Annotated in this window: 21 protein-coding genes and 1 pseudogene; 8 read left to right on the forward strand and 14 right to left on the reverse strand. The window is 42.9% G+C overall.

Annotated elements, in window-relative coordinates:
• The first annotated feature begins 2 nt into the window (after window positions 1–2).
• Window positions 3–632: a hypothetical protein gene (locus AOC03_RS01645; RefSeq protein ID WP_227514261.1), complete on the forward strand. Its 630-nt coding sequence runs from the start codon at window positions 3–5 to the stop codon at window positions 630–632.
• A 132-nt stretch (window positions 633–764) separates the two neighbouring features.
• Here the strand turns inward: AOC03_RS01645 and AOC03_RS01650 are convergent, their stop codons facing one another.
• Window positions 765–1520, reverse strand: a complete 756-nt coding sequence (locus AOC03_RS01650; RefSeq protein ID WP_062533307.1) for a zinc-dependent peptidase — start codon at window positions 1518–1520, stop codon at window positions 765–767.
• A 260-nt stretch (window positions 1521–1780) separates the two neighbouring features.
• Here AOC03_RS01650 and AOC03_RS01655 point away from each other — a divergent pair.
• The 4 genes and pseudogenes from AOC03_RS01655 to AOC03_RS01665 form a co-directional block, all read left to right on the forward strand.
• A pseudogene (locus AOC03_RS01655) lies at window positions 1781–3364 on the forward strand (circularly permuted type 2 ATP-grasp protein); the annotation flags it as partial.
• Window positions 3365–3511: 147 nt separating this feature from the next.
• Window positions 3512–4147, forward strand: a complete 636-nt coding sequence (locus tag AOC03_RS13035; protein WP_420480447.1) for an alpha-E domain-containing protein — start codon at window positions 3512–3514, stop codon at window positions 4145–4147.
• 70 nt (window positions 4148–4217) lie between these two features.
• Window positions 4218–5003, forward strand: a complete 786-nt coding sequence (locus tag AOC03_RS01660; RefSeq protein WP_062533308.1) for a transglutaminase family protein — start codon at window positions 4218–4220, stop codon at window positions 5001–5003.
• 79 nt (window positions 5004–5082) lie between these two features.
• Entirely contained in the window at window positions 5083–5823 is a 741-nt protein-coding gene (locus AOC03_RS01665; protein ID WP_062533309.1) for a peptidase, read from the forward strand.
• 135 nt (window positions 5824–5958) lie between these two features.
• Here the strand turns inward: AOC03_RS01665 and AOC03_RS01670 are convergent, their stop codons facing one another.
• From AOC03_RS01670 to yghU, 4 genes are all read right to left on the reverse strand, one after another.
• Entirely contained in the window at window positions 5959–7203 is a 1245-nt protein-coding gene (locus tag AOC03_RS01670) for a DUF819 domain-containing protein (protein ID WP_062533310.1), read from the reverse strand.
• Window positions 7204–7391: 188 nt separating this feature from the next.
• Window positions 7392–9059, reverse strand: a complete 1668-nt coding sequence (locus tag AOC03_RS01675; RefSeq protein ID WP_062533311.1) for a DEAD/DEAH box helicase — start codon at window positions 9057–9059, stop codon at window positions 7392–7394.
• Window positions 9060–9500: 441 nt separating this feature from the next.
• Window positions 9501–10682 (reverse strand): DUF1176 domain-containing protein, encoded by a 1182-nt coding sequence (locus AOC03_RS01680; RefSeq protein WP_062533312.1) that lies wholly within the window; start codon window positions 10680–10682, stop codon window positions 9501–9503.
• A gap of 250 nt (window positions 10683–10932) precedes the next feature.
• Entirely contained in the window at window positions 10933–11799 is an 867-nt protein-coding gene (yghU, locus tag AOC03_RS01685; protein ID WP_062533313.1) for a glutathione-dependent disulfide-bond oxidoreductase, read from the reverse strand.
• A gap of 369 nt (window positions 11800–12168) precedes the next feature.
• Between yghU and AOC03_RS01690 the strand changes: the two genes are divergently transcribed.
• The gene (locus tag AOC03_RS01690; RefSeq protein ID WP_062533314.1) at window positions 12169–13545 is read left to right on the forward strand and encodes a DHA2 family efflux MFS transporter permease subunit; all 1377 of its coding nucleotides are present in this window, start codon (window positions 12169–12171) and stop codon (window positions 13543–13545) included.
• A gap of 133 nt (window positions 13546–13678) precedes the next feature.
• Here the strand turns inward: AOC03_RS01690 and bfr (AOC03_RS01695) are convergent, their stop codons facing one another.
• From bfr (AOC03_RS01695) to AOC03_RS01705, 3 genes are all read right to left on the reverse strand, one after another.
• Window positions 13679–14161 carry a bacterioferritin gene (bfr, locus tag AOC03_RS01695; protein WP_062533315.1) on the reverse strand — a complete coding sequence of 161 codons (483 nt, stop codon included), beginning with the start codon at window positions 14159–14161 and terminating at the stop codon, window positions 13679–13681.
• Between the two features lie 72 nt (window positions 14162–14233).
• Complete coding sequence (bfr, locus tag AOC03_RS01700) at window positions 14234–14722, reverse strand: bacterioferritin (RefSeq protein ID WP_062533316.1); 489 nt, start codon at window positions 14720–14722, stop codon at window positions 14234–14236.
• Between the two features lie 428 nt (window positions 14723–15150).
• Entirely contained in the window at window positions 15151–15342 is a 192-nt protein-coding gene (locus AOC03_RS01705; RefSeq protein ID WP_062533317.1) for a (2Fe-2S)-binding protein, read from the reverse strand.
• A 302-nt stretch (window positions 15343–15644) separates the two neighbouring features.
• Here AOC03_RS01705 and AOC03_RS01710 point away from each other — a divergent pair, with 302 nt between their 5' ends.
• Window positions 15645–15968: an ArsR/SmtB family transcription factor gene (locus AOC03_RS01710; RefSeq protein WP_062533318.1), complete on the forward strand. Its 324-nt coding sequence runs from the start codon at window positions 15645–15647 to the stop codon at window positions 15966–15968.
• 146 nt (window positions 15969–16114) lie between these two features.
• Here AOC03_RS01710 and AOC03_RS01715 read toward each other — a convergent pair whose 3' ends face one another.
• The 5 genes from AOC03_RS01715 to AOC03_RS01735 all read right to left on the reverse strand — a co-directional run bounded on the left by AOC03_RS01715 (window position 16115) and on the right by AOC03_RS01735 (window position 21490).
• A complete protein-coding gene (locus tag AOC03_RS01715; protein ID WP_084785737.1) occupies window positions 16115–16837 on the reverse strand; it encodes a sulfate/molybdate ABC transporter ATP-binding protein in 723 nt (240 codons plus the stop codon).
• A gap of 96 nt (window positions 16838–16933) precedes the next feature.
• Window positions 16934–17860 (reverse strand): sulfate ABC transporter permease subunit CysW, encoded by a 927-nt coding sequence (gene cysW, locus AOC03_RS01720; protein WP_062533319.1) that lies wholly within the window; start codon window positions 17858–17860, stop codon window positions 16934–16936.
• A gap of 1 nt (window position 17861) precedes the next feature.
• The gene (gene cysT, locus AOC03_RS01725) at window positions 17862–18746 is read right to left on the reverse strand and encodes a sulfate ABC transporter permease subunit CysT (RefSeq protein ID WP_062533320.1); all 885 of its coding nucleotides are present in this window, start codon (window positions 18744–18746) and stop codon (window positions 17862–17864) included.
• A 290-nt stretch (window positions 18747–19036) separates the two neighbouring features.
• On the reverse strand, window positions 19037–20152 hold the full coding sequence (locus AOC03_RS01730; protein WP_062533321.1) for a sulfate ABC transporter substrate-binding protein: 1116 nt from the start codon (window positions 20150–20152) through the stop codon (window positions 19037–19039).
• A 261-nt stretch (window positions 20153–20413) separates the two neighbouring features.
• Window positions 20414–21490, reverse strand: coding sequence for a sulfate ABC transporter substrate-binding protein (locus tag AOC03_RS01735; RefSeq protein ID WP_062536364.1), 1077 nt, complete (start codon window positions 21488–21490; stop codon window positions 20414–20416).
• Between the two features lie 526 nt (window positions 21491–22016).
• Here AOC03_RS01735 and AOC03_RS01740 point away from each other — a divergent pair.
• Window positions 22017–22598 carry a hypothetical protein gene (locus AOC03_RS01740; RefSeq protein WP_062533322.1) on the forward strand — a complete coding sequence of 194 codons (582 nt, stop codon included), beginning with the start codon at window positions 22017–22019 and terminating at the stop codon, window positions 22596–22598.
• A 114-nt stretch (window positions 22599–22712) separates the two neighbouring features.
• Here the strand turns inward: AOC03_RS01740 and sat are convergent, their stop codons facing one another.
• Window positions 22713–23987, reverse strand: coding sequence for a sulfate adenylyltransferase (gene sat / locus AOC03_RS01745; protein WP_062533323.1), 1275 nt, complete (start codon window positions 23985–23987; stop codon window positions 22713–22715).
• Window positions 23988–24164 lie beyond the last annotated feature (177 nt).

The following is a 24164-nucleotide window of genomic DNA, read 5'->3' on the forward strand; positions in this document are numbered from 1 at the left end:
TTATGAAACTGCCTATATATCCCCTTGCTATCAGTGGTGGTTTGGCTTTATTACTGTCTGTCGTTGGTTGTCAATCAGTAACTATACCTCCAGTTATCTCCAACCCTCCGACCCAACCAACTACACCAGATAGTCAGCAAACTATTACCCAACAAGCTATGCATATCCAACGCGCATTGGCGAATAATGACTATGCCGGCATCATTAATGATATCCATCCCACCAAAGGCGTTCGCTTTTCGATGTATGCCTATGTGCACCTTAATAAAGATAAAGTGTTTAGTCGCGCACAGTTTGCGCAGTATTTAAGAGAGTCAAAAATTCGCTTTACGTGGGGTGAAATTGATGGCGCTGGTGAGACTTATATTGAGCCTTTGCCGGTGTATTTAGACAACTGGATTGATGCTAAAAAGTTCGATAATGCGCGTGTTACCGTAAATAAGTTTGAAACGCGCGGTAATATGATTAATAACGTCCTTGAAGCCTACCCTGGCGCGGATGTAGTTGATTTTGTTTATAGTGGTAGCGATAAGTACGATGGTATGGACTGGCGTGGTATGCGTTTGGTGTTTGAGAACTATCAAGGCAAACGTTATCTGGTCGGTATTGTCAATGATAGATGGACGGTATAATGCTTTAATTGGTATAAAAAACTAAACATAACATTGGGCAGTGCGTCATTTAATTGATGCCCTGCCCTTTTTATTTGCTTGTATCTCTATTTTATAAATAGCTTTATATTCGATTTTTGAGAAAACTAAATCTTATAGTTTGGGCTGAAGTGGTGTTTGCAAAAAGAACTTTACCATCAACTCATAAATCTCAGGATAAGCGTCTATTAACTTCTGCGGTGTCTCAAAAAACACTTCACTCAGTACCGCAAAAAACTCAGCCGGATTGGTTGCGCCATAACGATCGAGCCCTGATTTACGATGGCGCTGAAAGTCCTCAAAATCACGCGTCATTACCTCAGTCCAGCGCTTAGGGTTCATATCTGATTGCAATGGCGGAAAACCATTGGCGCTACCATTTAGCATATCGAGCTTATGCACAAACTCATGAATGACGACATTGTGACCATCTCGCTCGCCTGAATTTTTGGCATCCTTCCATGACAGAATAACAGGACCACGCAGCCACGCTTCGCCACTGCGATGTTGACTGCCCTCATGGACAATACCAAACTCATCTACAGTAGTGATTTCACTTTTATATGAGCCAGGATAAATAATAACAGAAGACCAACCAGCATACCATTCAAGACTTAGATTAAGGATTGGCAAACAGGCTTGCAAGGCAATCGATTGCTTGACCGCATTGGTAATTTCAAAACCTTGTGCGCCCGTGATGGATTTATCCGCCAAAAACAAAGTCGCCAGCTCAAACAGACGCACCAGTTCATCATCATTTAATCTATCCAGTATCACAATACGCTTGGCGGCTTGCATCCAATCATCATGGGTAAACTCACTACTATTCAAAATATGCCGATTGCGCCAGTCTTTTATGATGTCGAACATGCTGTATTTATCCTTGCTTAAAATACAATTTCACTAACCCTTTGGACTCTATGCCTTGCGTCAATATGCCACATGATATCATCCGTCAAAATCAGAATGACAACGTTCTGTAACTTCCTATTCCCTTTATTAAGCAAATTATGCAAACTTTTATCATTTCTGTTAACTTTCTTACCTAACAATTATTGTGTATTGCACTTTGTACGCGTTATAGTTTCTTTTATAAAGGATAACTATTGTCAAGGATGCGTGAGGTTGTTATGAAAAAAAAATCAAGTCAGTCCCAAAGTCAAAATCAATCATTAACCAATAATAAAAATGCTATTGAAGCTGCTGCGCAAAATCAGTCTCAAAGCAAAGATGAGCTCCTAACCGCGTCTACTATTCACGATAAAACGCCTGAGAAACCAAAGGAACAGGTAAAAGAAACGGAGACTCAATCAAGTTTTGATGAGTTGCAAGATAGTAGCGGACATTATCGCCCTATTGCTAAAACCGTTGGCAGCTGGCTAGATAATAATAATATCAATACCTTAAATCACCTTAATGAGCAAGCAGCGGATATTTTCTACCGTAAAGGTGTCACTTTTACCGTCTATAGCGATGCAAAAAATATCGAGCGCATGATACCGTTTGATATTATCCCTCGTATCATTGCTGCTAGTGAATGGCAACAGATAGAGGCTGGTTGTAAGCAGCGTATCACCGCGCTGAACGCCTTTTTGCATGATATTTACCACGACCAAGCGATTATGAAAGCCGGTATCGTGCCAGCAAGCTATGTCTATGCCAGTGGCTGCTACGAGCCGTGGATGATGGGAATTACCCTTGATAAACCCATTTACTCTCATATCAGCGGTATTGATTTAATTCGTGATGAGACAGGGCGTTTTTGCGTGCTAGAGGATAATTTGCGTACTCCTTCAGGCGTCTCATATATGCTGGAGAGTCGTAATATTTCAGAGACGCTACTCGCCGATTTGTTTGCCCACACCCCTATTTTGGGCGTCAGTGATTATCCACAACGTCTTAAAGCCTGTCTTGCCAGCGCTACCAGTAAATATGACCCACAAATTGTTATTTTAACTCCTGGGCGCTTTAATAGTGCATATTATGAGCATGCTTTTTTGGCGCATGAGATGAATGTACCACTGGTGCATGGCTATGATTTGGTGGTTGAGGACAGCAAGGTTTATATGCAAGGGATTCGTGGCAAATTACAAGTCGATATCATTTATCGGCGTATTGATGATCCGTATATTGACCCTTTGGCATTTCGCTCCGATTCTATTTTAGGCGTATCAGGGTTAATGAGCGCCTATCGTGCAGGCAATGTGGTTATCGTTAATGCGCCAGGTACAGGCGTGGCAGACGATAAGAGCTTATATCCTTTTGTCCCGGATATGATTGAGTTTTATTTGGGTGAAAAGCCTATTTTACCCAATATCACAACCTATCAATGCCGCAAGCCTGACGAACTACAATACGTGCTCGATAATTTAGATAAGCTAGTAGTGAAAGAAACGCAAGGCTCTGGCGGCTATGGGATGCTGATTGGTCCTACCTCAAGTAAGCCAGAGATTGAAGCGTATCGTAAGCGCTTATTAGACAATCCGAGCGGCTTTATTGCGCAGCCGACCATTGCCCTATCGACCAATCCTACTGCCATTAGCGATGGTATTGCCCCACGCCATATTGACTTGCGTCCCTTTATCCTAAGTCATGGCGATGGCACCGTGGATATTGTACCGGGCGGCTTAACCCGTGTAGCAATGGTTGAAGGTTCTCTTGTGGTTAATTCTTCTCAAGGTGGCGGTATCAAAGACACCTGGATTATTGATGATAGCCATTTATCTACGGCTTTAAGTAGCCATACACGCGCTGCAAATAAACCGCCTTTAACACTAGACAGCAACGCTACCTACCACGCCAGCTATTATGATCGGGCGCAGCCTATAGAAGCCGGCTATGAAGGTCGCGATGACGCACCAATGATTTTGCTCCTATCAACAGCAAGCCATCTAGTTTGGTTGGGACGCTATAGTGACCGGCTTTATTACTATGACAGCATCATGAAGCAGCTGATTAAAGGCGATTTGAAAAAGTCCCAAGTACAGCACTTGGTTAGTCATTTAGGCTTTATTGCCGATAGCAATGCGTCACTCAAAACGATGAAAGCGCAACTAATATACGACTTAGAACAGCAACGTATTCCTAACGTGATTCAATCGATTGAAACCAATATTCAAGAGGCAAAAGGCGTTATCGGTAAAGATACCGCTGAGTTATATAACTTAATTAAGCGGCTTGCCAGCGCTGGCACATATCGAGCGGCAACGTTACAGTTGCATGCTTGTAATGCCGCCATGGACCAAGAGCATAGTACTGTCACCTGCTTTTGGCAATTAGGACGACACTTTGAGCGGCTTGAGCGCGCGGTGTTGTTAAATAACGAGGAAGCGATGAGCGCCAGTCTTGAATTCAAACATTGGATCAATGAATTGCCAGAGAATACGCGCTGGCGTGAACTGATGCGCCTGACGAATCAGATGATTAAATCAGAAAAATTCAGTGATTTTACGCGTATTAGCCAAGAATTTAACCTCATATTACGCCAAGGTGTTTAAGGGTGTACGTCATTCCCTTTAATAAAAGTAGATAACCGCTATAAAAGAATAATTAAAATAGGATAACGCTATGAAATTACAAATCAGCCATCAAACCAACTATTACTATGGCGAGCTGGCGTATCGGAGCGTGCAGTATATTCGCATGACTCCCATGCAGATGCCGCATCAAATTATTCACCAATGGAGTGTCATGCTGCCTAAAGTAGCCACTAACCAAAAAGACGGCTTTGGTAATGACTGGCTGACCCTCAGCCGCAATGAGGCACATAATAATCTACAGATGCAAGCATCAGGTATCGTCGAAATAAATACCGATACCGAACGCTTAGAAGATATGGCACACGTCCCCTACTTGCTATTTACCGTCCAAAGTCCGTTAACTGAGTGCTCAGCCGCTATGCGTGCTTTTGCTGCGCCTTATCTCAAAGACCCCACTCATGACCATTTAAAAGCAATGGCTGCCGACCTGATTACCAAGATGCCCTTTATCAAGGACATGACTCATGTTGGCACCACGGCTACTGAAGCCTTTGCCATTGGTGCAGGTGTCTGCCAAGACCATACCCATGTGTTTATCGGCTGCTGTCGTGACCAGCATATCCCCGCGCGTTACGTGTCCGGCTATCTGTATGATGATACCGAAAACCATATGGCAAGCCATGCGTGGGCAGAGGTTTGGCTAGATGGTTACTGGTATACTTTTGATGTCTCCAATCAGCTGTTTGCGCCAAGCTCGCATGTGTACGTAGCCATTGGACGTGATTATTTGGATGCCGCGCCAGTACGCGGGGTGCGCATGGGCGGTGGTTACGAAAATCTCTACAGTCAAGTATTGGTGACACGTTTATCTTAACTGATATCACAACGGTACGATTGATGGTTGTTTATAGTTATTATCTATAATTACTGTTATTTATAATTAAGGAAGTTTAATGACCTATTGCGCCGCTATTCGCCTAAAAGACGGCATGATTTTTGCCAGCGACACGCGTACCAATGCTGGCGTGGATCATATCTCAACCTTTAGAAAGCTGTATCAATACGGAGTTGAGGGCGAACGCTTTATTGTGCTGCAAACGGCTGGTAGCTTAGCAACGTCGCAAGCGGTCTTTACCAAGATTCAGCATGATATAGACCAGCGCCAAGAGAGCAATCTACATACAGTCGCCACCTTGTTCGATGCCGCGCAAATGGTTGGCGAATGTATGCGTAACGTCATGAATCATGCCAAAATGATTGCCAATGACCCCAGTAGCAGCACATTTACCAGCTCATTTATGCTGGGTGGTCAGATAAAAGGACAACTGCCTGAATTATATATGATTTACCCTGAAGGCAATTGCATCCGAGCCACCCAAGATACCCCATTTTTTCAGCTCGGCGAAAGTAAATACGGCAAGCCCATTTTGGATCGTGCCGTCACTTATGATACCGATGTTAAGCATGCGATGCGGGCGCTGATGTTGTCCTTTGACTCTACCATTCATTCAAACTTGTCCGTTGGCATGCCCATTGATGTGGTGATTTATCAAAATGACAGCTTAATCTTGCCAAAAGGTCGACGTATTGATGAACATGATGCTTATTTTAATATCCTGCGTTACGAGTGGGCAGAAGCCATACGGCGCAGCTTGATTGAGCTGCCCGCCTGCCCTGATGATTATTGGACTTAACTATTCGACAAACATAGCTAAGGGTTAGTATTTATAAAAATAAAAAAGGAGCAATGCGTCAAAGTTTAACGGCTGCTCCTTTTTATATTATCTATCAATATTAGAAATTAACTGACCGTAGAAACTCATTTACCCTTAACTGACCACCAAGCGCATCAATTGCGTGCTGATATAACCCCCTACCGTGCCCATCGCATAGCCAAGAATCCCTAAAAATACCCCAACTGGCGCAAGTGACGGATGAAAAGCAGTGGCAACAATTGGTGCTGACGACGCCCCGCCAGTATTGGCATTGGAACCAACCGCCAAAAAGAAAAACGGCGCACGAGTGATTCTAGCAACTGCAAAAACAATAATAACGTGGATAACCATCCATACAAAACCGATGAGCAATAATCGCCATTGAGAGACAATACCGGCAAGATTTATTTGCATCCCAATAGCCGCAATTAATACGAAAATGAAAACTGTACCAATTTTCGACGCACCGACGTGATCGAGTCGTCTAATTTTAGTAAAAGAAAAAACGACACCGATTAAGGTAATCATCACCACCATCCAAAAAAACGCGCTAGCAAAGCTATATTGCACTGCCCATGCATATGGTGCAAAAAATGCTGCGATTTGTTCTCCGGCAAAATGTGCTAAGCCAACCATGGCAAAACACAGTCCAAACATCACCATCAAATCATTTAAAGTTGCAGGACGCGCATGATCGCGCTCATAGTTCTCAACAGCGGTAATGACTTTATCAATACTACTGGTATCTGCCTTTAACCAACGGTCAATCTTATCACTGTGCTTTGCCATGACCAATATAGCCAGCAGCCATAACGATGCATTGGTGGTATCAACCAAAATCATCATCCCAAACAAGTTATCACTAACCCCAAACAGCTCTTTCATGGCTGCTTGGTTTGCCGCGCCGCCAATCCAACTGCCCGCAACGGCTGAAAATCCACGCCAAAGCGTGTCATCGGTAAACATATCAGGCGACACCCACTTTGCCAACCCTAAGCTTATTGGACCACTAATGATAATTGCCACGGTTGCCGCCAAAAACATGGCAATAGCTTTCCAGCCTAGCCCTAGTATTTTGGGTACATCCATCGATAAGGTCATCAACAATAAGCTTGCAGGCAATAAATAAGTAGCCGTGAAATTATAAATTTGCGAGCCAATACCATCCGCAAAAACGCCAAGACTGTTTAACGTTGCCGGTATAAAGCAGCATAAGACAATACCTGGAAGAACGGCATAAAAACGTCGCCAGAATTTACCCGGTAAGCCTTGGGTATAAAAGACCAAGCCAATAATAGCCATGATAATACCAAACGCTACAGGCAGGCTTTCTATGGCTAAGTCAGAAATGGCACGCATCGCATCGCTCCAAATTACAGAAAAAATTGTCAGTATATATAAGGCTAAAACGACATAAAAGCAGGCATTTAAATCAGACAGACCTAAGCATTAAGTATTGTCTAGACGTAAACACAGACACAAAAAAGCCAGATAACAAGTATCTGGCTTTTTAATAGAGTATCTAGTAAGCAACTAAATGAATAGGCTTATGAAGAGGTGTTACCACGGTTGCCACCGTTTGGACGACCATTACCACCTGTACGGCTGGCTGGACGACCTTGGCTACCGCTTGGACGACCACGACCCGTTGCAGCACGCTCACCACGTGGAACGCCAGTGCTATCGCCACGGCTAGGAGCACCAGTGCGCTTGCCTTGATACGGCTTGCCACCTGAACGCTCACTTGGTTTGCCAGATGTATCACGTGGCTTACCGGCATAACCGCTGTCATTGCTGGCGCGTTGACCCGTTGCTGCGCTGTCACTTGAGCGACCACGAGCATTAGCAGGATTACCTTGATAGCCACCGCTTGAGCGACCACGACCTTGACCATTACCGCCGCCGTTTGAACGACCACGACCGCGACCACGTGGGCTGCCTTTATTATCGCTAGGTACGTACGTTTTCTTAGCTTCCATACCTTCAATGATACAGACTTCCATTTTACGATCTAAATAACGATTAATCGCGTTAAGCTGTGGACGGTCATCCATGCTGCATAAGCTGATAGCAACACCAGTACGACCGGCACGACCACAACGACCGATACGATGCACGTAATCTTCAGTTTGGCGTGGTAAATCGTAGTTGATAACATGCGATAACGCTGGCACGTCAAGACCACGGGCAGCAACGTCAGTCGCTACTAGGATTTTACATTTACCGTTACGTAGGTCTTGCACAATGCGGTTACGCTTGCTTTGTGGCAAATCACCATGTAAGAAGCTGGCTTTATGACCTTGTTCTTGTAACGATTTTGCTAATTTTTCAGTGCTACGTTTGGTTGCAGCAAAGATAATGATTTGTTCCATATCTTTGGCACAAACGATTTTATCAAGCAAACGGTTTTTGTGATCAAAATCATCACAGTAATATACTTTTTCTTCAATGTGTGCAGATTCAACTTTAATTGAAACGCGCTCAGGGTTTTTGGTGAAGCTTGCTGCGATTTTGCCAACAGGACCATCCCAAGTTGCTGAACACATGATGGTTTGACGGCTGCTCGGTGCAGCTTTTAGGATATCATTGATATCATCAGCAAAACCCATGTCTAACATGCGATCCGCTTCGTCAAGTACCAATACTTCAAGCGTTGATAAATCTACGCGACCAGCATTGATATGGTCAAGTAAACGACCTGGGGTTGCAACAATGACTTGAACGCCTTTTTTCAACGCTGTAATCTGACCGTTGTATGGTGCGCCGCCCACTAATGGTACGCAGAATAGACCGCGCATGTCTTTAGAATAGGTGCGAACGCTATCATGTACTTGCTGAGCAAGTTCACGGGTTGGCGTTAGGATAAGGGCTTTAGTTAATTTATCGAAGCTGGTTGCACGGCTCAAACGATCAAGTACTGGGATAACGAATGCAGCGGTTTTACCACTACCCGTTTGCGCAGATAATAAAAGGTCACGACCAGCTAGAGCAAAAGGAATAGCTTCTGCTTGGATAGGTGTTGGATGAGTATAACCACTGCGATCAAGCGCAATAAGAATTGGCTTGGCAATATTAAGGTCAGTAAAGGTGGTTTTGTTGTCTTCAGCAGCGTCATTAGCAGGCGCTTGAGTATTATTATTGTCTGAAGTAGTTGCGGTGTCAGTGTTTTCGATGATGCCGTTTTCAGCAGCGATTGCAGATAAGATGTCAGTCATGTGTATCCTTGGTGGTATAAGCTGCTGTAAATTCAGCAAACTTGATGCACACCACTGATAACCGTTCATCATGCCAGCTTGTTATCAAAATAATGATAAATAAGTAGGAATGCTGTCTGACGTATTTTGGTGGTAGTGCCGAGTGTCTTACCCTTGTCTGTTATTTACAGTCCATCTATGCTTTGTCCAAAGCAGATAAACGCAAACCACAACCAATCTAGTACATACTAGTAGATAAGATATGAGTCAAAAATAATAGGATTATTTAAGTACACAAAATCATCGGCAACAATTACTCTTGGTCATCCTAGACCCAAAATCGCAGGCGATGTTATCAATCTCATAATTCACGTCAGTCTAAGCTAACGTGGGGACGCAGTATAGCACAGTAAATATTATATGGGCATTTATTTTTGATTTATTTTCATAAGCCTTATGTTGTTAACGCAATGTTTTTACTTCCGTCGTATAAGTGGGCAGTTGCCATGCACCGCCCGCCTCTATCATACGGCATAGACCTGTTGTGCTTTCATGGCTTTTGGTAAAACGCGTTCCTGTCCAAATCCAATAGGTTTTACTTAAACAATCACCGATACCGCGCCCTTTTTGTACCGAACTGATTTTACCACTGTCGTAATCTGTTGCACTGGTGGTGACCAGTACTGGGTTATAAGGTTTGCTATCGTTCATGACCCACATGCCAGCACCCGTATTATATGCCGCCATCCAACAATCATGCTGCACCAATAATTGCGTACCATTCAGGCGACTGACCTGCCACGGTGATTGATCCGCTAAGTTCGGACAGTCACTATCCACGTCTTTTATCGTGCTTTGCATTAAAGCGGATAACTGTGAAGACTTCATGCTGAATTTTTTATTACTCGTCGAGTTAGCCTTAGGATTCGGTGTGACTAAGCGCAGTTGTGGCGCAGGTTTAGGTGGCAGTACACTATTATTCGGTTTACTGGCTTTATTAGCGCTGATAAAAGCGCTGGTTGTGCCTATGCGTCCTTGTGCCTCATCCGCTTTTAGCATCACAGCCGTTGCACCTTTATCAGACAACTGCCAGCGCGAGTTACGCAGTACCAACTCAATCTTGCTCGATTTGGTGAGCGCGTCAAGCAGCGCGGTAACTTGCGCTGAAGTAAAATCTGCGTCACCTGCTGCTGCTGAAAAAGCTTTGGTCTCACCTAAATTTTTATCATTGATAAATAATGAAATACGGTGACGGTTACCCAATTGTAGCAAGGCTTTAGAAGAGCTGTCTTTAGCACCGCCGAGTTTTACTTTTCCAATTACGCCTGCATTAGCACCAGCATGTCGAATCAATAGTACCGATACCGGAAAATCGCTGTTTTCCTCCGCTTGATACCCTGCCAGCCTGCAAGTCCGTGTGTTATCACAGACCACTTGCCAGTCTTGGTAAGTAAAATCAACAGGTGCAGCAGCCATAGTAAGGGGGCTAAATAAAGCGGCACTAACGGCGGTTAATGTGGATAGTAGCATTTTATTTTTTATCATTAATTTTCTTGTCTTAATTATATTATTGGAGTTAGAGATATCGTTATTGGCGCTAACCAGCAAATACGCTTGCGTCAGTTGGTTTGGAGTATTGTTCATAGTTGGTACTCGTCAACAGAGAAAGTAAAAAATGATTTCCTTGCAGCAGCACGCTGTTATCTTAACCTAGCGATGTTTCTATCTGTTGTACTAATGTACCATTGTGTAAATCAATAAGTAAGTTAATTTTATTGAAGAACATAAGTTTATTTAAATTAATAAAAAAATAAGACAAATAAGTTAAAAACCTATCTGTCTTGTTAAATTTTTTACTCATTTTAGATAACAGCACTTATCTACACATTATACGTTAGTTAATGGGTTTTAAAGATAAATCCACACCACGCTTCACCGCAGGGCGTTTGGCAATGTCTTGCGCCCAGCGCTGTACATGTGGGTAGCTATCCACTTGTAAGAATTCAGCTGCATCGTAAAGTTTACCCAGCACCAATTGCCCATACCACGCCCAAATAATGATGTCGGCAATATTATAGTCTGAGTCATTATTGCCGCACATATATTTGTTATTTTTAAGATGCTGATTAAGTACATCAAGCTGACGTTTGGTTTCCATCGTATAACGATTGATGGGATATTCCATCGGCTCGGGAGCATAGGCATAAAAATGTCCAAAGCCGCCCCCTAAAAATGGTGCACTACCTACTTGCCACATAAGCCAAGACAAGCACTCTGCGCGCGCGTGCCCTTGGGTCAGAGGCACAAATTTGCCAAATTTTTCTGCTAAATATAATAAAATGGCACCAGACTCGAAAAGCTTGATAGGCTCATTTTTATTATTTGCCGCATCGACAGCGGAATAATCAACTAACGCTGGAATCTTTGAGTTAGGATTAATCGCGACAAAATCTGAGCCAAACTGATCTCCTGCTGAGATATCAATTTGGTAAGCATCATAGGCTGCTTCTTTGATACCCAGTTCAGCCAACTCTTCTAATAAAATATTTACTTTCACCCCGTTTGGGGTGTTCAGTGAGTACAGCTGTAGTGGCGCATCGCCTACTGGTAGCGTCTGCTCATGGCGCGCGCCAGCCGTTGGACTATTGGTACTTGCGAATTTGCCACCATTTTCTTTATCATTTGTCCATACTTTAGGCAGTTTATAGCTAGTATCTGCTGCCGTAGAAGTCATATCAGTCTCTTTACTATTCTTACTCATGAGATAGTCCTTGTTCTAAATGAATGTTGATTGGGTATTAATTGATAATTGAGTAGTGCCATTACTGCTATTTAGGTTTTTAGATCGTACTGATGGTAAATACAGCATTATTTTACTATAGCGAGAGTATGCCTATTGGTGACAGTCCTCTCATGTAACTAATGTAGCCTTTTTTAAGCTGAATATTTGCCTTTTTAGTATGGAGACGGTTACCTTGCTCATCTTTTATTACTCTAGGCTTATTCTTATAATGTGGGTTATGGTGAGATAAAACTGACCGATAAAATAGTAATAGAAATTGTGATAGGTGTGTTATCAATGCGCTGTCATGAAAAGTTTAAAAAGGTTTAAATTGATGGTGATGGTTATATGGTGACATTAACAGCAGTACAAAGTAAATATCTGCCTTATGTACTGGCAGTGGCGCTATTTATGCAGATTTTAGATGCCACGATATTAAACACCGCGCTACCGCAAATGGCGAAAGCGCTTGGTGAGTCACCGCTAAAAATGCAGTGGGCAGTCATCAGTTATGCCTTAACGTTAGCTATCTTTATTCCCATTAGTGGATTTTTAGCCGATAAATATGGGACACGTCGTGTTTTCTTATCCGCGATAATTATATTTTGTATTGGCTCACTACTCTGTGCAGTCTCGTCTACTTTGAACTTTTTAATTAGTGCAAGAATTTTGCAAGCGCTTGGTGGTGCGATGATGACACCAGTGGCGCGCTTAATTTTAGTGAAGTCTTATCCGCGCAATCAGCTGTTAACGGTGATGAATTTTGCGGTCATTCCAGCACTTATTGCGCCATTAGTTGGACCATTACTGGGTGGTTATTTGGTGCAGTACGCCAGTTGGCACTGGATATTTTTGATAAATATTCCGATGGGCATCGTCGGTTTTATACTAGGGAAAAAATTAGTACCAGCGTTATTTGAAGATACCAAGCGCCTTGATTGGTCAGGCTTTATATTATTTGCGGCGGCGGCATGTGGGTTTACACTAGCTGTTGAGTTTGCATCACAAACGGGTCGTGGTCTTTATAGTCTCCTGTTTGTCTTGATATCCTCCGTTCTGCTGGGTGCGTATGTTTGGCACGCGAAACGTCAACAATTCCCATTATTTTCTTTGAGCTTGTTTAGTATCCGTACCTTTCGAATTGGGATTACGGGTAATTTATTTACGCGTTTAGGTATCAGTGCCGTACCGTTTTTATTACCCCTGTTATTACAGGTGGTGTTTGAATTTTCACCCTCACAAGCAGGTTGGTTACTGGCGCCTATTGCGGTAGGCGCGATTAGTGTGAAACCTTTTGTGAGCAAGCTTATTCAGCGCTATAGTTATCGGACGGTTTTGGTCTATAACACCTTTTTATTAGGCGTTTTAATCATTATGTTGGCACAGTTCAATAATCCTGCCCATTGGCCTTGGTTTATACCTGTATTAACGTTAATGGGCGCTTGTAACTCTATGCAATTCAGCGCCATGAACACTATTACCATTGGTGATTTACAAGGCACACAAACGAGTAGTGGTAACAGCTTGATGGCGGTCAACCAACAGTTAGCCATCAGCTTTGGTATCGCCTTTGGCGCGGCAATGCTGAACTTATTGCGTGAACGCCTACATATAGATACGCTTATTGCTTTTCATATCACTTACTGGATATTGGGCGGGATGACCATTCTCTCAGGGATGTATTTCTTACGCTTAAAACCAGAAGATGGTCGCGGCTTGTATTAAAGACAACCATTTGAGTCGAAGATATATTAGTCAAAAATATAATTGAAAATCAGACACAAAAAAGCCAGCAGTCGCTTTATAAAACGACTGCTGGCAAGTTTGAAGAGCTTATTTAGCTTTAATCTATATCATATTAAGGCGCTTTATCATCACTCATCTGTGATTGAATATAGTTTTGCAGCCCAACCTCTTTCATAAGGTCTTCTTGAGTATCCAGCCAATCCTCATACTCTTCGTTGCCATCTTTCAGTTTTACCAACAGTTGGCGCGATACATAGTCGCGGTGCTGTTCACATAAGGTAATGGCATCAGTAATGATAGCTAGCTTTTGTTTTTCTAAGCGTAAGTTGCACTCAATAATTTCCGGTACGTCTTCACCTATTAGGATTTTTCCTAAATCTTGCAGATTCGGCAGACCTTCTAAGAGCAAAATACGCTCGATTAAATCATCTGACCATTTCATCTCTTGAATAGACTGATGGTAAAACGAATCGTTTAACGCTTCCAGTCCCCAGTGACGCGCCACGCGTGCATGCAAAAAGTACTGGTTAATCGCAATAAGTGACTGCCCGAGTACCTTATTTAACGCCTGAATGACTGCTTTATCACCTTTCATGATCTCTCTCCCTGTTTATTATCATTAAGCTCATAATGCTGACTTGCTACCGCTTTTAGCTAGCCTAGCCAATTAGGCAAGATTAGGCGATACTTCAGCCATTTGGCTTTGTAGATAATTGGGTAGACCTATCATATCAATGAGTCGCAACTGCTGTTCAAGCCAATGGGCATGGTCTTCTTCAGTGTCTTTGAGCTGTATCACCAACATCTCGCGGGTGACATAATCGCGTTCTTCTTCGCATAATACAATGCCGTCTTTCAGATGTTGTTGCACTTCATATTCAAGATTAAGGTCAAACTGCAACATCTCAGGAACGGTACTGCCAATATGAATCTCATTAACCGTCATTTTTGGCGCGCCGCTCAGCATTAAAATACGGCGAATAATAGCTTGGGCATGCAAGGTTTCGTCGTGCATTTCATGGCTGATACGATCATACAGCTTACCAAAATGCCATTCAGCATACATCTCAGAATGAATGAAATACTGGTCACGAGCCGCCAGCTCACCACCAAGTAGAAAATTTAAATAATCAATGACTTTTTGGCTGCCTATCATAACGTGTACTCCCTTATTATTCAGCTTACCCTTGTCCATCAGATTTAACGTAAAAATAGCAACAACAGTATGGATGGTAAACTTATTAGTAAAAACCGATGATTAATTACCAGAAAACAACTACCAAACACTAAATATCAGAAACGACAAAATGTCTGATATGGTCAGACAATCAGTGTAGCATATGGATAACATAGGGCTTGTAACATTAGGAACTAAGAATAAGATACCAATTGAGAATAATAACCAGCTAACGCCAGTGTGGTGTGATGTAGTCTCAATTATATTAGTAGTGAATAAAGAGATGAATGGACGGTAATGAGATTAGGAGTGATAAAAAAGCAGAAAGCCCTACTTTATCCAATATAAAAAGCAAGATAATATAAAAGTAAGGCTATTAATAAGATGAAAAAATTAGGGCATAATCGTTAAACTGCAAAGGCTAACACATCAAGATTGGCATGATGTTCATAAAGATAATCATTCACCATCGGCTCACAACACCCACAGCATGTCGCCACGTCGAGCGTATCTTTTAAACCATCAAGGGTATCAATACCAGAAGCGATTGCCGCTTGGATTTGCTTATCTTTCACGTTATTACAGATACATACGTACATGTGCTGACTCCTACTGTTATGTCTACTATGGCTAGCTGTTATGAGCGCAGTTTTTATTGGCTTAACAATCAAACTCTTAAATAATTTTACTGAGCGGTTATTATAATAACGATAATTATTACCATTTACAATAACTTTTAGAAAATTTTTTTTATGAGTATTATTATAATAATGTAACCATTACTAATTTTTTTGATGAAAGGTGGTAAAATAGCGACAAGCTGGAAATAAAGACCGGTGTTCATAAAGTTTAATATTTGTCTACACTCATCAGCCGTTATGCATTTTTTGGGAAATACTCTATGTCTAATTCTCGGTTTACTATGCAGCCCCTTGAGTTGTTTAAAGTCCTATCTGACCCCACTCGTCTTAGGCTGTTCCAAATTTTATTTCAAAAACAAGCCCGCTGTGTGCAAGAGCTCGTCGATATGCTCGATCAGCCACAGCCAACCGTATCACGACATCTGAATCATTTAAAAAAACTCGGTATTTTAGATTGTGTGCGTGATGGTACATGGATGTGGTATAAGATGGCGAGTAATCTGCCCGTATGGTGTCAGGATATCTTAGACACGACTTATGAGACCCTGCAAGACCAAACCTATAATAATAAAAAATCAGGCTAATACTTGCTGGCTCATAATTATCAGGTGTTAGTTATCAGTGGTCAGAAATAGAAATAATTGCTGTCTACAATAAAAAAAGACCCAGTAAATTACATTACTGGGTCTTTTTTTATTATGAAAATTTTGCAAAAAAACTGGGATATGCGCTACACCAAATCTAAGAAATCACTCACAAAAGCATTGGCGGGATGATGAATGAGCTCCTCGGAAGTACCTACTTGCTCGACAATACCATGATTCATAACCACAATTTCATCAGATACAGCGCGGGCTTCTTCTTGGTCGTGGGTGACCATAATGCTGGTAATACCCAGTTCATGATGGATATTTTTTAGCCACGTGCGCAGCTCTTTTCGTACCTTAGCATCAAGTGCCCCAAAAGGCTCATCCAGTAATAACAGCTTTGGTTTGACCGCGAGCGCACGCGCCAGCGCAATACGTTGCCGTTGCCCACCTGATAACTGATGTGGATAAGCATTGGCGACTTGTGGCAATTGTACCAATTCTAACAACTCGGCAACGCGCTTATTAATATCGGCTTTACTAGGACGCTCCGCTTTTGGCAATAACGTTAATCCAAACGCCACATTATCAGCGATGTTTTTGTGCCGGAATAAAGCATAGTGTTGAAACATAAAGCCAATATGACGCTTTTGTACCGGCGTATTGGTCACATCCAACTCATCAAACAATATCTGCCCTGAGTCTGAATATTCAAGCCCTGCAATAATGCGCAGTAAGGTTGTCTTACCGCAGCCTGATGGACCCAATAAGGTGGTCAGCTTTCCAGTCGGCACAGTGATACTGATATCATTTAAAGCGGTGAAATCACCAAATTTCTTATTAACATTCCGAATCTCGATGCTCATAGCATTATCTCTTATGATGTCTAACGTTTTTATAGTATCTAACGTTTTGTCTGGTTTTATCTCATACTGTATGGCGATTGACTACAATTTTCACCACTATTCAGCGCGGTTAGGAATGGTTGCATTGGCGCTAACGGGCAGTTCAGGCGCACTGACCAACCGCTCAGATTTAGCAAACTTACGATCTTGTAGTTTGGTCATCACCTGTTGTACTAAGAGCGTGACTAAGGCTAAAGCCGCAAGTAAGCTTGATAAGGCAAATGCCGCGGTGAAGTTATAGTCATTATAAGCAATCTCGACGAGCAGCGGCATGGTATTGGTCTCGCCACGAATGTGACCGGAGACAACACTGACCGCGCCAAACTCACCCATCGCCCGCGCATTGGTCAAAATCAAACCATATAATAGTGCCCATTTAATATTCGGTAAGGTCACATGCCAAAACGTCTGCCAACCGGTTGCACCAAGCGTCAATGCTGCTTGTTCTTCAGAATCGCCTTGGGTTTGCATCAAAGGGATTAATTCACGCGCCACAAAAGGGAAAGTGACAAATAACGTTGCCAAAACAATCCCCGGCACCGCATAAATGATTTGGATCCCCATACCCTCAAGCCAGCCACCAATCGTAGAGTTGAGTCCGAATAACAACACGAACATCAAACCTGCAACCACCGGCGACACTGAAAACGGTAAATCAAGTAAGGTCGTGACCAGCTGCTTGCCTTTAAAATGATAACGGGTCACTAGCCATGCAATCGCCACACCCATCACCATATTAATGGGCAAGACAATCGCCGCCGTAATAAGGGTCAGTTTAATCGCTTGCAAGGCTTCAGGCTCTACCAAGGAGGCAAGATAAAGCTCCCAGCCTCCTTTAAAGGCTTCATAAAACACGGCTAACAATGGAAATACCAACATGATGACCATAAAAAGAACCGCAATGGTGATAAAAATGCGTCGGATCCATGGCGTATCTTTGGTCGCAGGATTGCTTTGATAGTCGTAGCTATTGGCTATTTGCATCTTAGCGTGCTCCTACGCGGCGTGACAGTTTCCACTGTACAATGTTGATGGTTAATAAAATCACAAATGAGATGAGCAGCATAAATAATGCGACTGCGGATGCGCCTTGCACATCAAACTGCTCAAGCTTACTGATAATAATCAGCGGTAAAATCTCTGACTCCATCGGAATATTACCCGCAATAAAAATCACCGAGCCATATTCACCCGTTGCGCGCGCAAACATCATACCAGCGCCCATGAGTAAAGCTGGCAACAGCTCCGGTAGAATAACCTTATTAAAAGTCGTTAAACGATTCGCACCCAATACTGCCGCAGCTTCTTCAAATTCAACCGATAATTCAGCTAAAACGGGTTGTACGGCACGGACAATAAACGGAAAGCTCACAACGACCAATGCCAACCAAATACCGATCGGTGTAAACGCCACTTGTATACCAATTTTGTCAAACCACTGCCCGATTAAACCATTCGGTGCATACAAAGTCGCAAGAGAAATACCCGTCACTGCTGTTGGCAAGGCAAAGGGTAAATCAACCAACGCATTAATTAGCGACTTACCCCAAAACTCATAGCGTACCAATACCCACGCGACCAACGTACCAAATACCATGTTAGTGAGCATCGCTAGGAAGGACATCCAAATACTCAATTTAATCGCCGCGGCAACTTGCGGCTGACTGATGGTCGACCAAAATCCGCTCCAACCCATCTGCGTTGTGGTATATGCCATCATCGCAAACGGCAACACCACCAATAACGACAAACTAAAGACCGTAATGCCCATACTCAGACCAAAGCCTGGCAACACATTGCGCTGGCGCAAGCGGGTTAACCAGCCCTTTTTGTGAGTGGCATTGCTGGCTTGAGAAGGGGTAACACTCATAGTAAAGTCCTATAGCCTATCTGCTGGCATCTATCAAAAATCCATGTCATGTGGCATAGCATGGGATTAGTAATGGGTATTATTATTTATTGTAGGAATCGTATGCTTTAGGGTGGTAGCGTTCAATGTTCTTTGATTCGAAGCATTATTACCCAGAGCAGCTCTATGATTAAGAAAAACGATAAAACAAGAAAGAGCGTGACAGCAGCTTGCCAGCGTAAAATAGCGAACAGGGTAACGGCAATAAGGACAGGCAATATACCCTGTCCTTATCCTTTTGTGATGGCTGTTTACTGCGGTGGATTTACGGCTAATTTATCAAACACGCCGCCATCACTAAAGAATTTACTCATGATGTCATCCCATGATCCAAACGCATCATTCGGACGGAAGGTTTCGATAGGTGGCAATTTATCACCATTTTTATCTAGCACGCTTTTCACACTTGGGCGCAAGTAAAGGTTAGCTGCCAATTGCTGCGCAGGCTCGCTCCATAAATAGTCAAGATAGTCTTTTGCCGCTGCTGTCGTGCCTTTTTTATCTGTCACTGTTTTTACAATGGCAACTGGACTTTCAGATTTAATCGAGTATTTAGGATAAACGATATCGACTTTGCCCGCGCCAAACTGAGTGGCAGCAAGATTAGCTTCATTCTCAAAGGTAACAAGAACATCGCCAATACCGCGCTGAACAAAGGTCGTCGTGGCAGCACGTCCACCATTTTCATAGACTTTGACGTTTTTTAGCACGTCTTTTACGTAGCTTTGGGTTTTGGCGTCATCATTATTAAACGCGTGCAAACCATAACCATACGCGCCTAAGAAGGCATAACGCCCATTACCTGTCGATTTTGGATTGGCAAGGACAATCTCAACACCTGGCTTGGTTAAATCTGCCCAATCTTTGATACCTTTAGGGTTGTCTTTACGTACCAAAAATACGATGGTACTGGTAAAGGGTACGGCTTTATCTGGGAACTCCTCTTGCCAATCCTTAGCAACCAAACCTTTTTTCTCAAGCAGCTCAACGTCTGAGCCTTGATTCATGGTGACCACGTCCGCTTGTAAGCCATTAGCAACTGACAAAGCTTGCTTGCTAGAACCGCCATGAGACTGATTGACAGTGATGTTGGCATTCGGATGTTCGGTTTTATAATGCTCAATAAATAGTGGGTTGTAATCTTTATAAAAGTCGCGTGCCACATCATAAGAGACATTCAATAGCTCAATTTTTTGACCTTCAGTCGCAGCTGGCGTGCCATCAGCATTAGGCGCGGTTGCCGCTGTATTATTATTACTACAGCCAGTCAAGCCAATAGCTAAGGCAACCCCAGTTATACCAAGCACCGCACGGCGTTTGCTTTTGGCGGTATGAGTGGATAAGTCAGCAGCGCGATATGATGTCATAATTACCTCAAATAGATAGGTGGTCAATGTCTAGTGGAATGTAAGTATGCTAACAGCGCCATCTTATTATCTTTAATGATGAATATGCGTATATTATTGCCAAAATGGAATAATGAAGGTTATCGTTGCTTTTGAGTGCCCTATTATTTTATATATACTGCTTTAAAAAAACCCAATTGGCTGATGATCAGCCAATTGGGTTTTTTAAGCGCTTATTGTGCTAATCATGGTGTTAGCATATATCTGTCTTACTTTTCAGTTTTACTTTTCAGTTTTTACTGCCAACTTATCAAATAGTGCGCCATCCACAAAAAACTTATTCATAATGCTGTCCCACTCTCCAAAAACAGCGACTGGCTCAAAAGTTTGAATGTCTTTTAACGTGCTAGCATGGGCAGCTAAGACCTCTTTATCGCTAGGACGCAGATACATTTTCGCCATCAGCTCTTGCGCAGGCTTGTCCCACAGCGCTTTAAGATAGGCGGTTGCTGCGGCGGTAGAGCCTTTTTTATCCGTCACTGCGCTGACGATTGCCACTGGGTTATCAATGTTAACGGAGTAGCTCGGATAAACAATCTCAACCTTACCTTTGGCATGCTGCGTTGCTACCAAATGCGCTTCATTTTCTGTAGTAATGAGCACATCACCTAAGCCGCGCTGAGTAAAGCTGGTGGTTGCTGCGCGCGCACCATTGTCATAAGTCACCACGTTTGAAAGTATCTTTTTTATAAAGTCATTGGTCTGGGTTGGCGAATCGACTGACTCTTTAAACTGGTGCAATCCTGCACCATAGGCACCCAAAAAGGCATAGCGCGCCGTGCCACTAGTTTTTGGATTGGGCATGACCACTTCTACATCGGGACGCGCCAAATCATTCCAGTCTTTGATTTTTTTCGGGTTGCCGTTACGCACCAGTAACACCATGGTGGTACGATAAGGGACGGCATTATTCGGAAATGCTTGACGCCAATCGGGTTTAACCAACCCTTTTTCAACCAGCATATTCATATCGCTTTCTTGATTTAAGGTCACGACGTCCGCTTGTAAACCATTAGCCACTGACAAGGCTTGCTTACTAGCGCCGCCATGCGATTGCTTGATATCCACCTTGCTATCGGGATGCTGGGCTTGATAGGTACTGGTAAATAGCGGGTTATATTCTTTATAAAAGTCGCGCGACACATCGTATGACACGTTAAGTAAGCTGACATCTTTGCTCTCAGCTGCTGCGGTATTATCTCCAGACGACTGCTCTTTATTGGCTTCGGTGGGATTACAACCGCTCATCAATAATACGGTTGTGAGCGCGCCACCCATCCATACTGCACGTGATGCCATGCGAGTCTGCGCTGCCCGTAAAACAGGGGTTGTGTGCTGAGATAAAGTATTATTATGAATAGCAGCTTTAGTAATATGTGGCATCGGTGGCTCTCTATAATGTTAACGTTATAATAAAAATGCGATAAAAGTGCGGTTAGCGTATTCTTTTTTTAAAAATTTAGTTTTAAGAGTTGAGGTTTAATACGGTATCTATGTTCATGGTTCATGGTTCATGATTAAAGAGTGAAGCTTAATAATGAGAGTAACCATGAAAGCTATGCTAGCAGTTTGCACAGTCATCGCTTAGTGACAAAAACGCTTATCAAATTATTAACTTGGCATAAGTGCTTTTATTAGGTATTCTTTAATATTCAATATGGCTAAAAGGTTATGCAGTAAGACGATAAGCCTTATGTGACAAAGGTTAAGGGAGAGTCTGTGCCCTAATTTTTGCTAAGATATCGGCTGCGCGTGTTTGCCTTATCGCAATTGCTGTTATTGTTATGCCCAAGTCCGATTTCCTTATTCTTATCGAGGCACTTTTATGACCAGATTTTGTTTATCAGCCCACTTACCGCACCGTAAATTTTTGTTTTCTACAGCTATCACCAGTGCCTTCATGATATTGACAGGGTGTCAGACCGTGACGCATACTAATAATCTAAATGCCAGCAGCCTAAATAGCAGCCAATCAGCGGTGGTTGCAAACACCGCACCCGTACCGTCAGCCTTATCAACACAAAGCAAACTCACGCCAGCGGTGCAAACCGTCATCGGTGATTACGCAACTGACAGCTATGATAAACGTCAGCAAGGTTATGACTGGGTCGGAGTGATGGTACGTCCGTTTGGTGAGGCGGAGATTGACATTAAAGTACGCGCGCGCGGTGATATCAAAAATCCCAGTTGCAGCTATGAGGGCAAGGCAACGTTGATGGGACAAGACCTAGCGCATGGCGTGATTTTTCAGACTGTTGCCAATAATAGCGTGACCTTTTTGCAGTTTAAGGATGGTAAGCTCACCATTGATAGCCAAGATAAAACGGCGCTGAACTATTTTTGTTCAGGCGGTGATACTTTAGCGGGTGATTACCAAAAACTGGCAAGCCAATTAGTATTAAGTTAAAATTCAGCTAATGATGTGAATCACAGTATAAAAATAAAGATATAAAAAAAGGTGCTAACTTTAAAATTAGCACCTTTTTTAATGATTTCTTTAATGATAGAAGCTACGGAATTTTTATACCGCAGACGCACCAACTAACTTCACTTCAGCACGCTCTTCCTTGGCGATATTGGCATAATAACGGCGCAAAATCTCTAATACTTCAGGACGGCTAAAGTTATCTGGCACTTCCTCATCTTCTGATAAGGCTTTACGCAATTTCGTGCCCGATACTTTCACATGCTGTGACGCATCATGCGGGCAAGTTTTACTCGATGCCATCGCGCCACAGGCATTACACCAGAACGTCCAATCAATATTTAATGGCTGAGTAATCAAGTCATCTTTTTCTAACTTCTCAAAGATGGTTTGCGCATCAAACGCACCATAATAATCGCCAACACCAGCATGGTCACGTCCAACAATCAGATGGCTACAGCCATAGTTCTGACGGAATAAGGCGTGTAATAATGCTTCACGCGGACCCGCATAACGCATGTCTAGCGGATAACCGGCTTGAATTACCGTATCTTGTTTAAAGTAATTATCGATTAACGTTTTAATGGCTTCTTGACGGACTTCGGCAGGGATATCACCCGGTTTTAGCGCGCCAAGTAATGAATGCACCAAGACGCCATCACAAATCTCAATTGCGATTTTGGCTAAATATTCATGTGAGCGGTGCATTGGGTTACGGGTTTGGAATGCCGCAACCGTTTTCCAACCTTTATCCGCCAGTATTTGGCGAGTTTGTGCAGGGGTTTTATAAGTTTCAGGATACAGGGTTGGGAATTCGCCTTCGCTGAGCACTTCAACGCTACCGGCAATATTCACCTCATCTTGGCTGAGCACTTGCTGAACGCCCGGATGCTCAGAGTCAGTGGTGGTGAAGACTTGCTGACACTCATGTTCTTTATCAATGGTGTACGTTTCTTCAACGGTCAAGACACCCATAATCTCGCCACTTTCGGCAACTAGTGCTACTTTATCGCCTTTATTCAGGCTATCAGCAGTCGCTTTCGGCGCAGATAAGGTAATCGGGATTGGCCAAAATAAGCCTGCATTCGCGCCTGTTTGCAGACGCATATTATCCACCACACCTTGCCAATCGGCTTGATTCATAAAGCCATCAAGTGGCGTAAAGCCGCCAATACCGAGCATAATCAAATCACCGCGCTCACGTGAGCTTAAGGTGATTTGCGGTAAGGTTGCAGCAAGTTTGAGTGCTTGAGCACGGGCGTCACCGGTTAATAATAACGGCTTTAGTTCGCTGCTACCATGAGGTGGTACAAGTTTTGACGTATTTTTTGAGATGGCGTCTTTTGAGATAGTATCGGCAAGTTGGGTCATGAGAATCCTAAACAGAGGGAAGATGAGGTAAAGTTACTATTCATTCATTTGATGCATTTTTGCTTAATGTTTTTTGCTGATTTTCGCATAAGCAGTCGCTAACTAGCGGATGCCTATAGGCTACCTAACTTTCGTTATGAAAATTTATGCTGTGTTTTACTATGGATATGACTTAAA

Origin of the sequence: Psychrobacter urativorans, assembly GCF_001298525.1 — a bacterium.
GTDB classification, from domain to species: domain Bacteria; phylum Pseudomonadota; class Gammaproteobacteria; order Pseudomonadales; family Moraxellaceae; genus Psychrobacter; species Psychrobacter urativorans_A.

What these genes read in the sequence shown, in the direction of transcription:
- AOC03_RS01660 (WP_062533308.1), top strand. Translation starts at nt 4,218, where the DNA reads ATGAAATTACAAATCAGCCATCAAACCAACTATTACTATGGCGAGCTG.
- AOC03_RS01680 (WP_062533312.1), bottom strand. Translation starts at nt 10,682, where the DNA reads ATGAACAATACTCCAAACCAACTGACGCAAGCGTATTTGCTGGTTAGC.
- AOC03_RS01665 (WP_062533309.1), top strand. Translation starts at nt 5,083, where the DNA reads ATGACCTATTGCGCCGCTATTCGCCTAAAAGACGGCATGATTTTTGCC.
- yghU (WP_062533313.1), bottom strand. Translation starts at nt 11,799, where the DNA reads ATGAGTAAGAATAGTAAAGAGACTGATATGACTTCTACGGCAGCAGAT.
- AOC03_RS01730 (WP_062533321.1), bottom strand. Translation starts at nt 20,152, where the DNA reads ATGACATCATATCGCGCTGCTGACTTATCCACTCATACCGCCAAAAGC.
- AOC03_RS01735 (WP_062536364.1), bottom strand. Translation starts at nt 21,490, where the DNA reads ATGGCATCACGTGCAGTATGGATGGGTGGCGCGCTCACAACCGTATTA.
- cysT (WP_062533320.1), bottom strand. Translation starts at nt 18,746, where the DNA reads ATGAGTGTTACCCCTTCTCAAGCCAGCAATGCCACTCACAAAAAGGGC.
- AOC03_RS01650 (WP_062533307.1), bottom strand. Translation starts at nt 1,520, where the DNA reads ATGTTCGACATCATAAAAGACTGGCGCAATCGGCATATTTTGAATAGT.
- sat (WP_062533323.1), bottom strand. Translation starts at nt 23,987, where the DNA reads ATGACCCAACTTGCCGATACTATCTCAAAAGACGCCATCTCAAAAAAT.
- AOC03_RS01705 (WP_062533317.1), bottom strand. Translation starts at nt 15,342, where the DNA reads ATGTACGTATGTATCTGTAATAACGTGAAAGATAAGCAAATCCAAGCG.
- bfr (WP_062533315.1), bottom strand. Translation starts at nt 14,161, where the DNA reads ATGAAAGGTGATAAAGCAGTCATTCAGGCGTTAAATAAGGTACTCGGG.
- AOC03_RS01715 (WP_084785737.1), bottom strand. Translation starts at nt 16,837, where the DNA reads ATGAGCATCGAGATTCGGAATGTTAATAAGAAATTTGGTGATTTCACC.
- AOC03_RS01690 (WP_062533314.1), top strand. Translation starts at nt 12,169, where the DNA reads ATGGTGACATTAACAGCAGTACAAAGTAAATATCTGCCTTATGTACTG.
- bfr (WP_062533316.1), bottom strand. Translation starts at nt 14,722, where the DNA reads ATGATAGGCAGCCAAAAAGTCATTGATTATTTAAATTTTCTACTTGGT.
- AOC03_RS01670 (WP_062533310.1), bottom strand. Translation starts at nt 7,203, where the DNA reads ATGCGTGCCATTTCTGACTTAGCCATAGAAAGCCTGCCTGTAGCGTTT.
- AOC03_RS13035 (WP_420480447.1), top strand. Translation starts at nt 3,512, where the DNA reads ATGATTTTGCTCCTATCAACAGCAAGCCATCTAGTTTGGTTGGGACGC.
- AOC03_RS01675 (WP_062533311.1), bottom strand. Translation starts at nt 9,059, where the DNA reads ATGACTGACATCTTATCTGCAATCGCTGCTGAAAACGGCATCATCGAA.
- AOC03_RS01645 (WP_227514261.1), top strand. Translation starts at nt 3, where the DNA reads ATGAAACTGCCTATATATCCCCTTGCTATCAGTGGTGGTTTGGCTTTA.
- AOC03_RS01740 (WP_062533322.1), top strand. Translation starts at nt 22,017, where the DNA reads ATGACCAGATTTTGTTTATCAGCCCACTTACCGCACCGTAAATTTTTG.
- cysW (WP_062533319.1), bottom strand. Translation starts at nt 17,860, where the DNA reads ATGCAAATAGCCAATAGCTACGACTATCAAAGCAATCCTGCGACCAAA.
- AOC03_RS01710 (WP_062533318.1), top strand. Translation starts at nt 15,645, where the DNA reads ATGTCTAATTCTCGGTTTACTATGCAGCCCCTTGAGTTGTTTAAAGTC.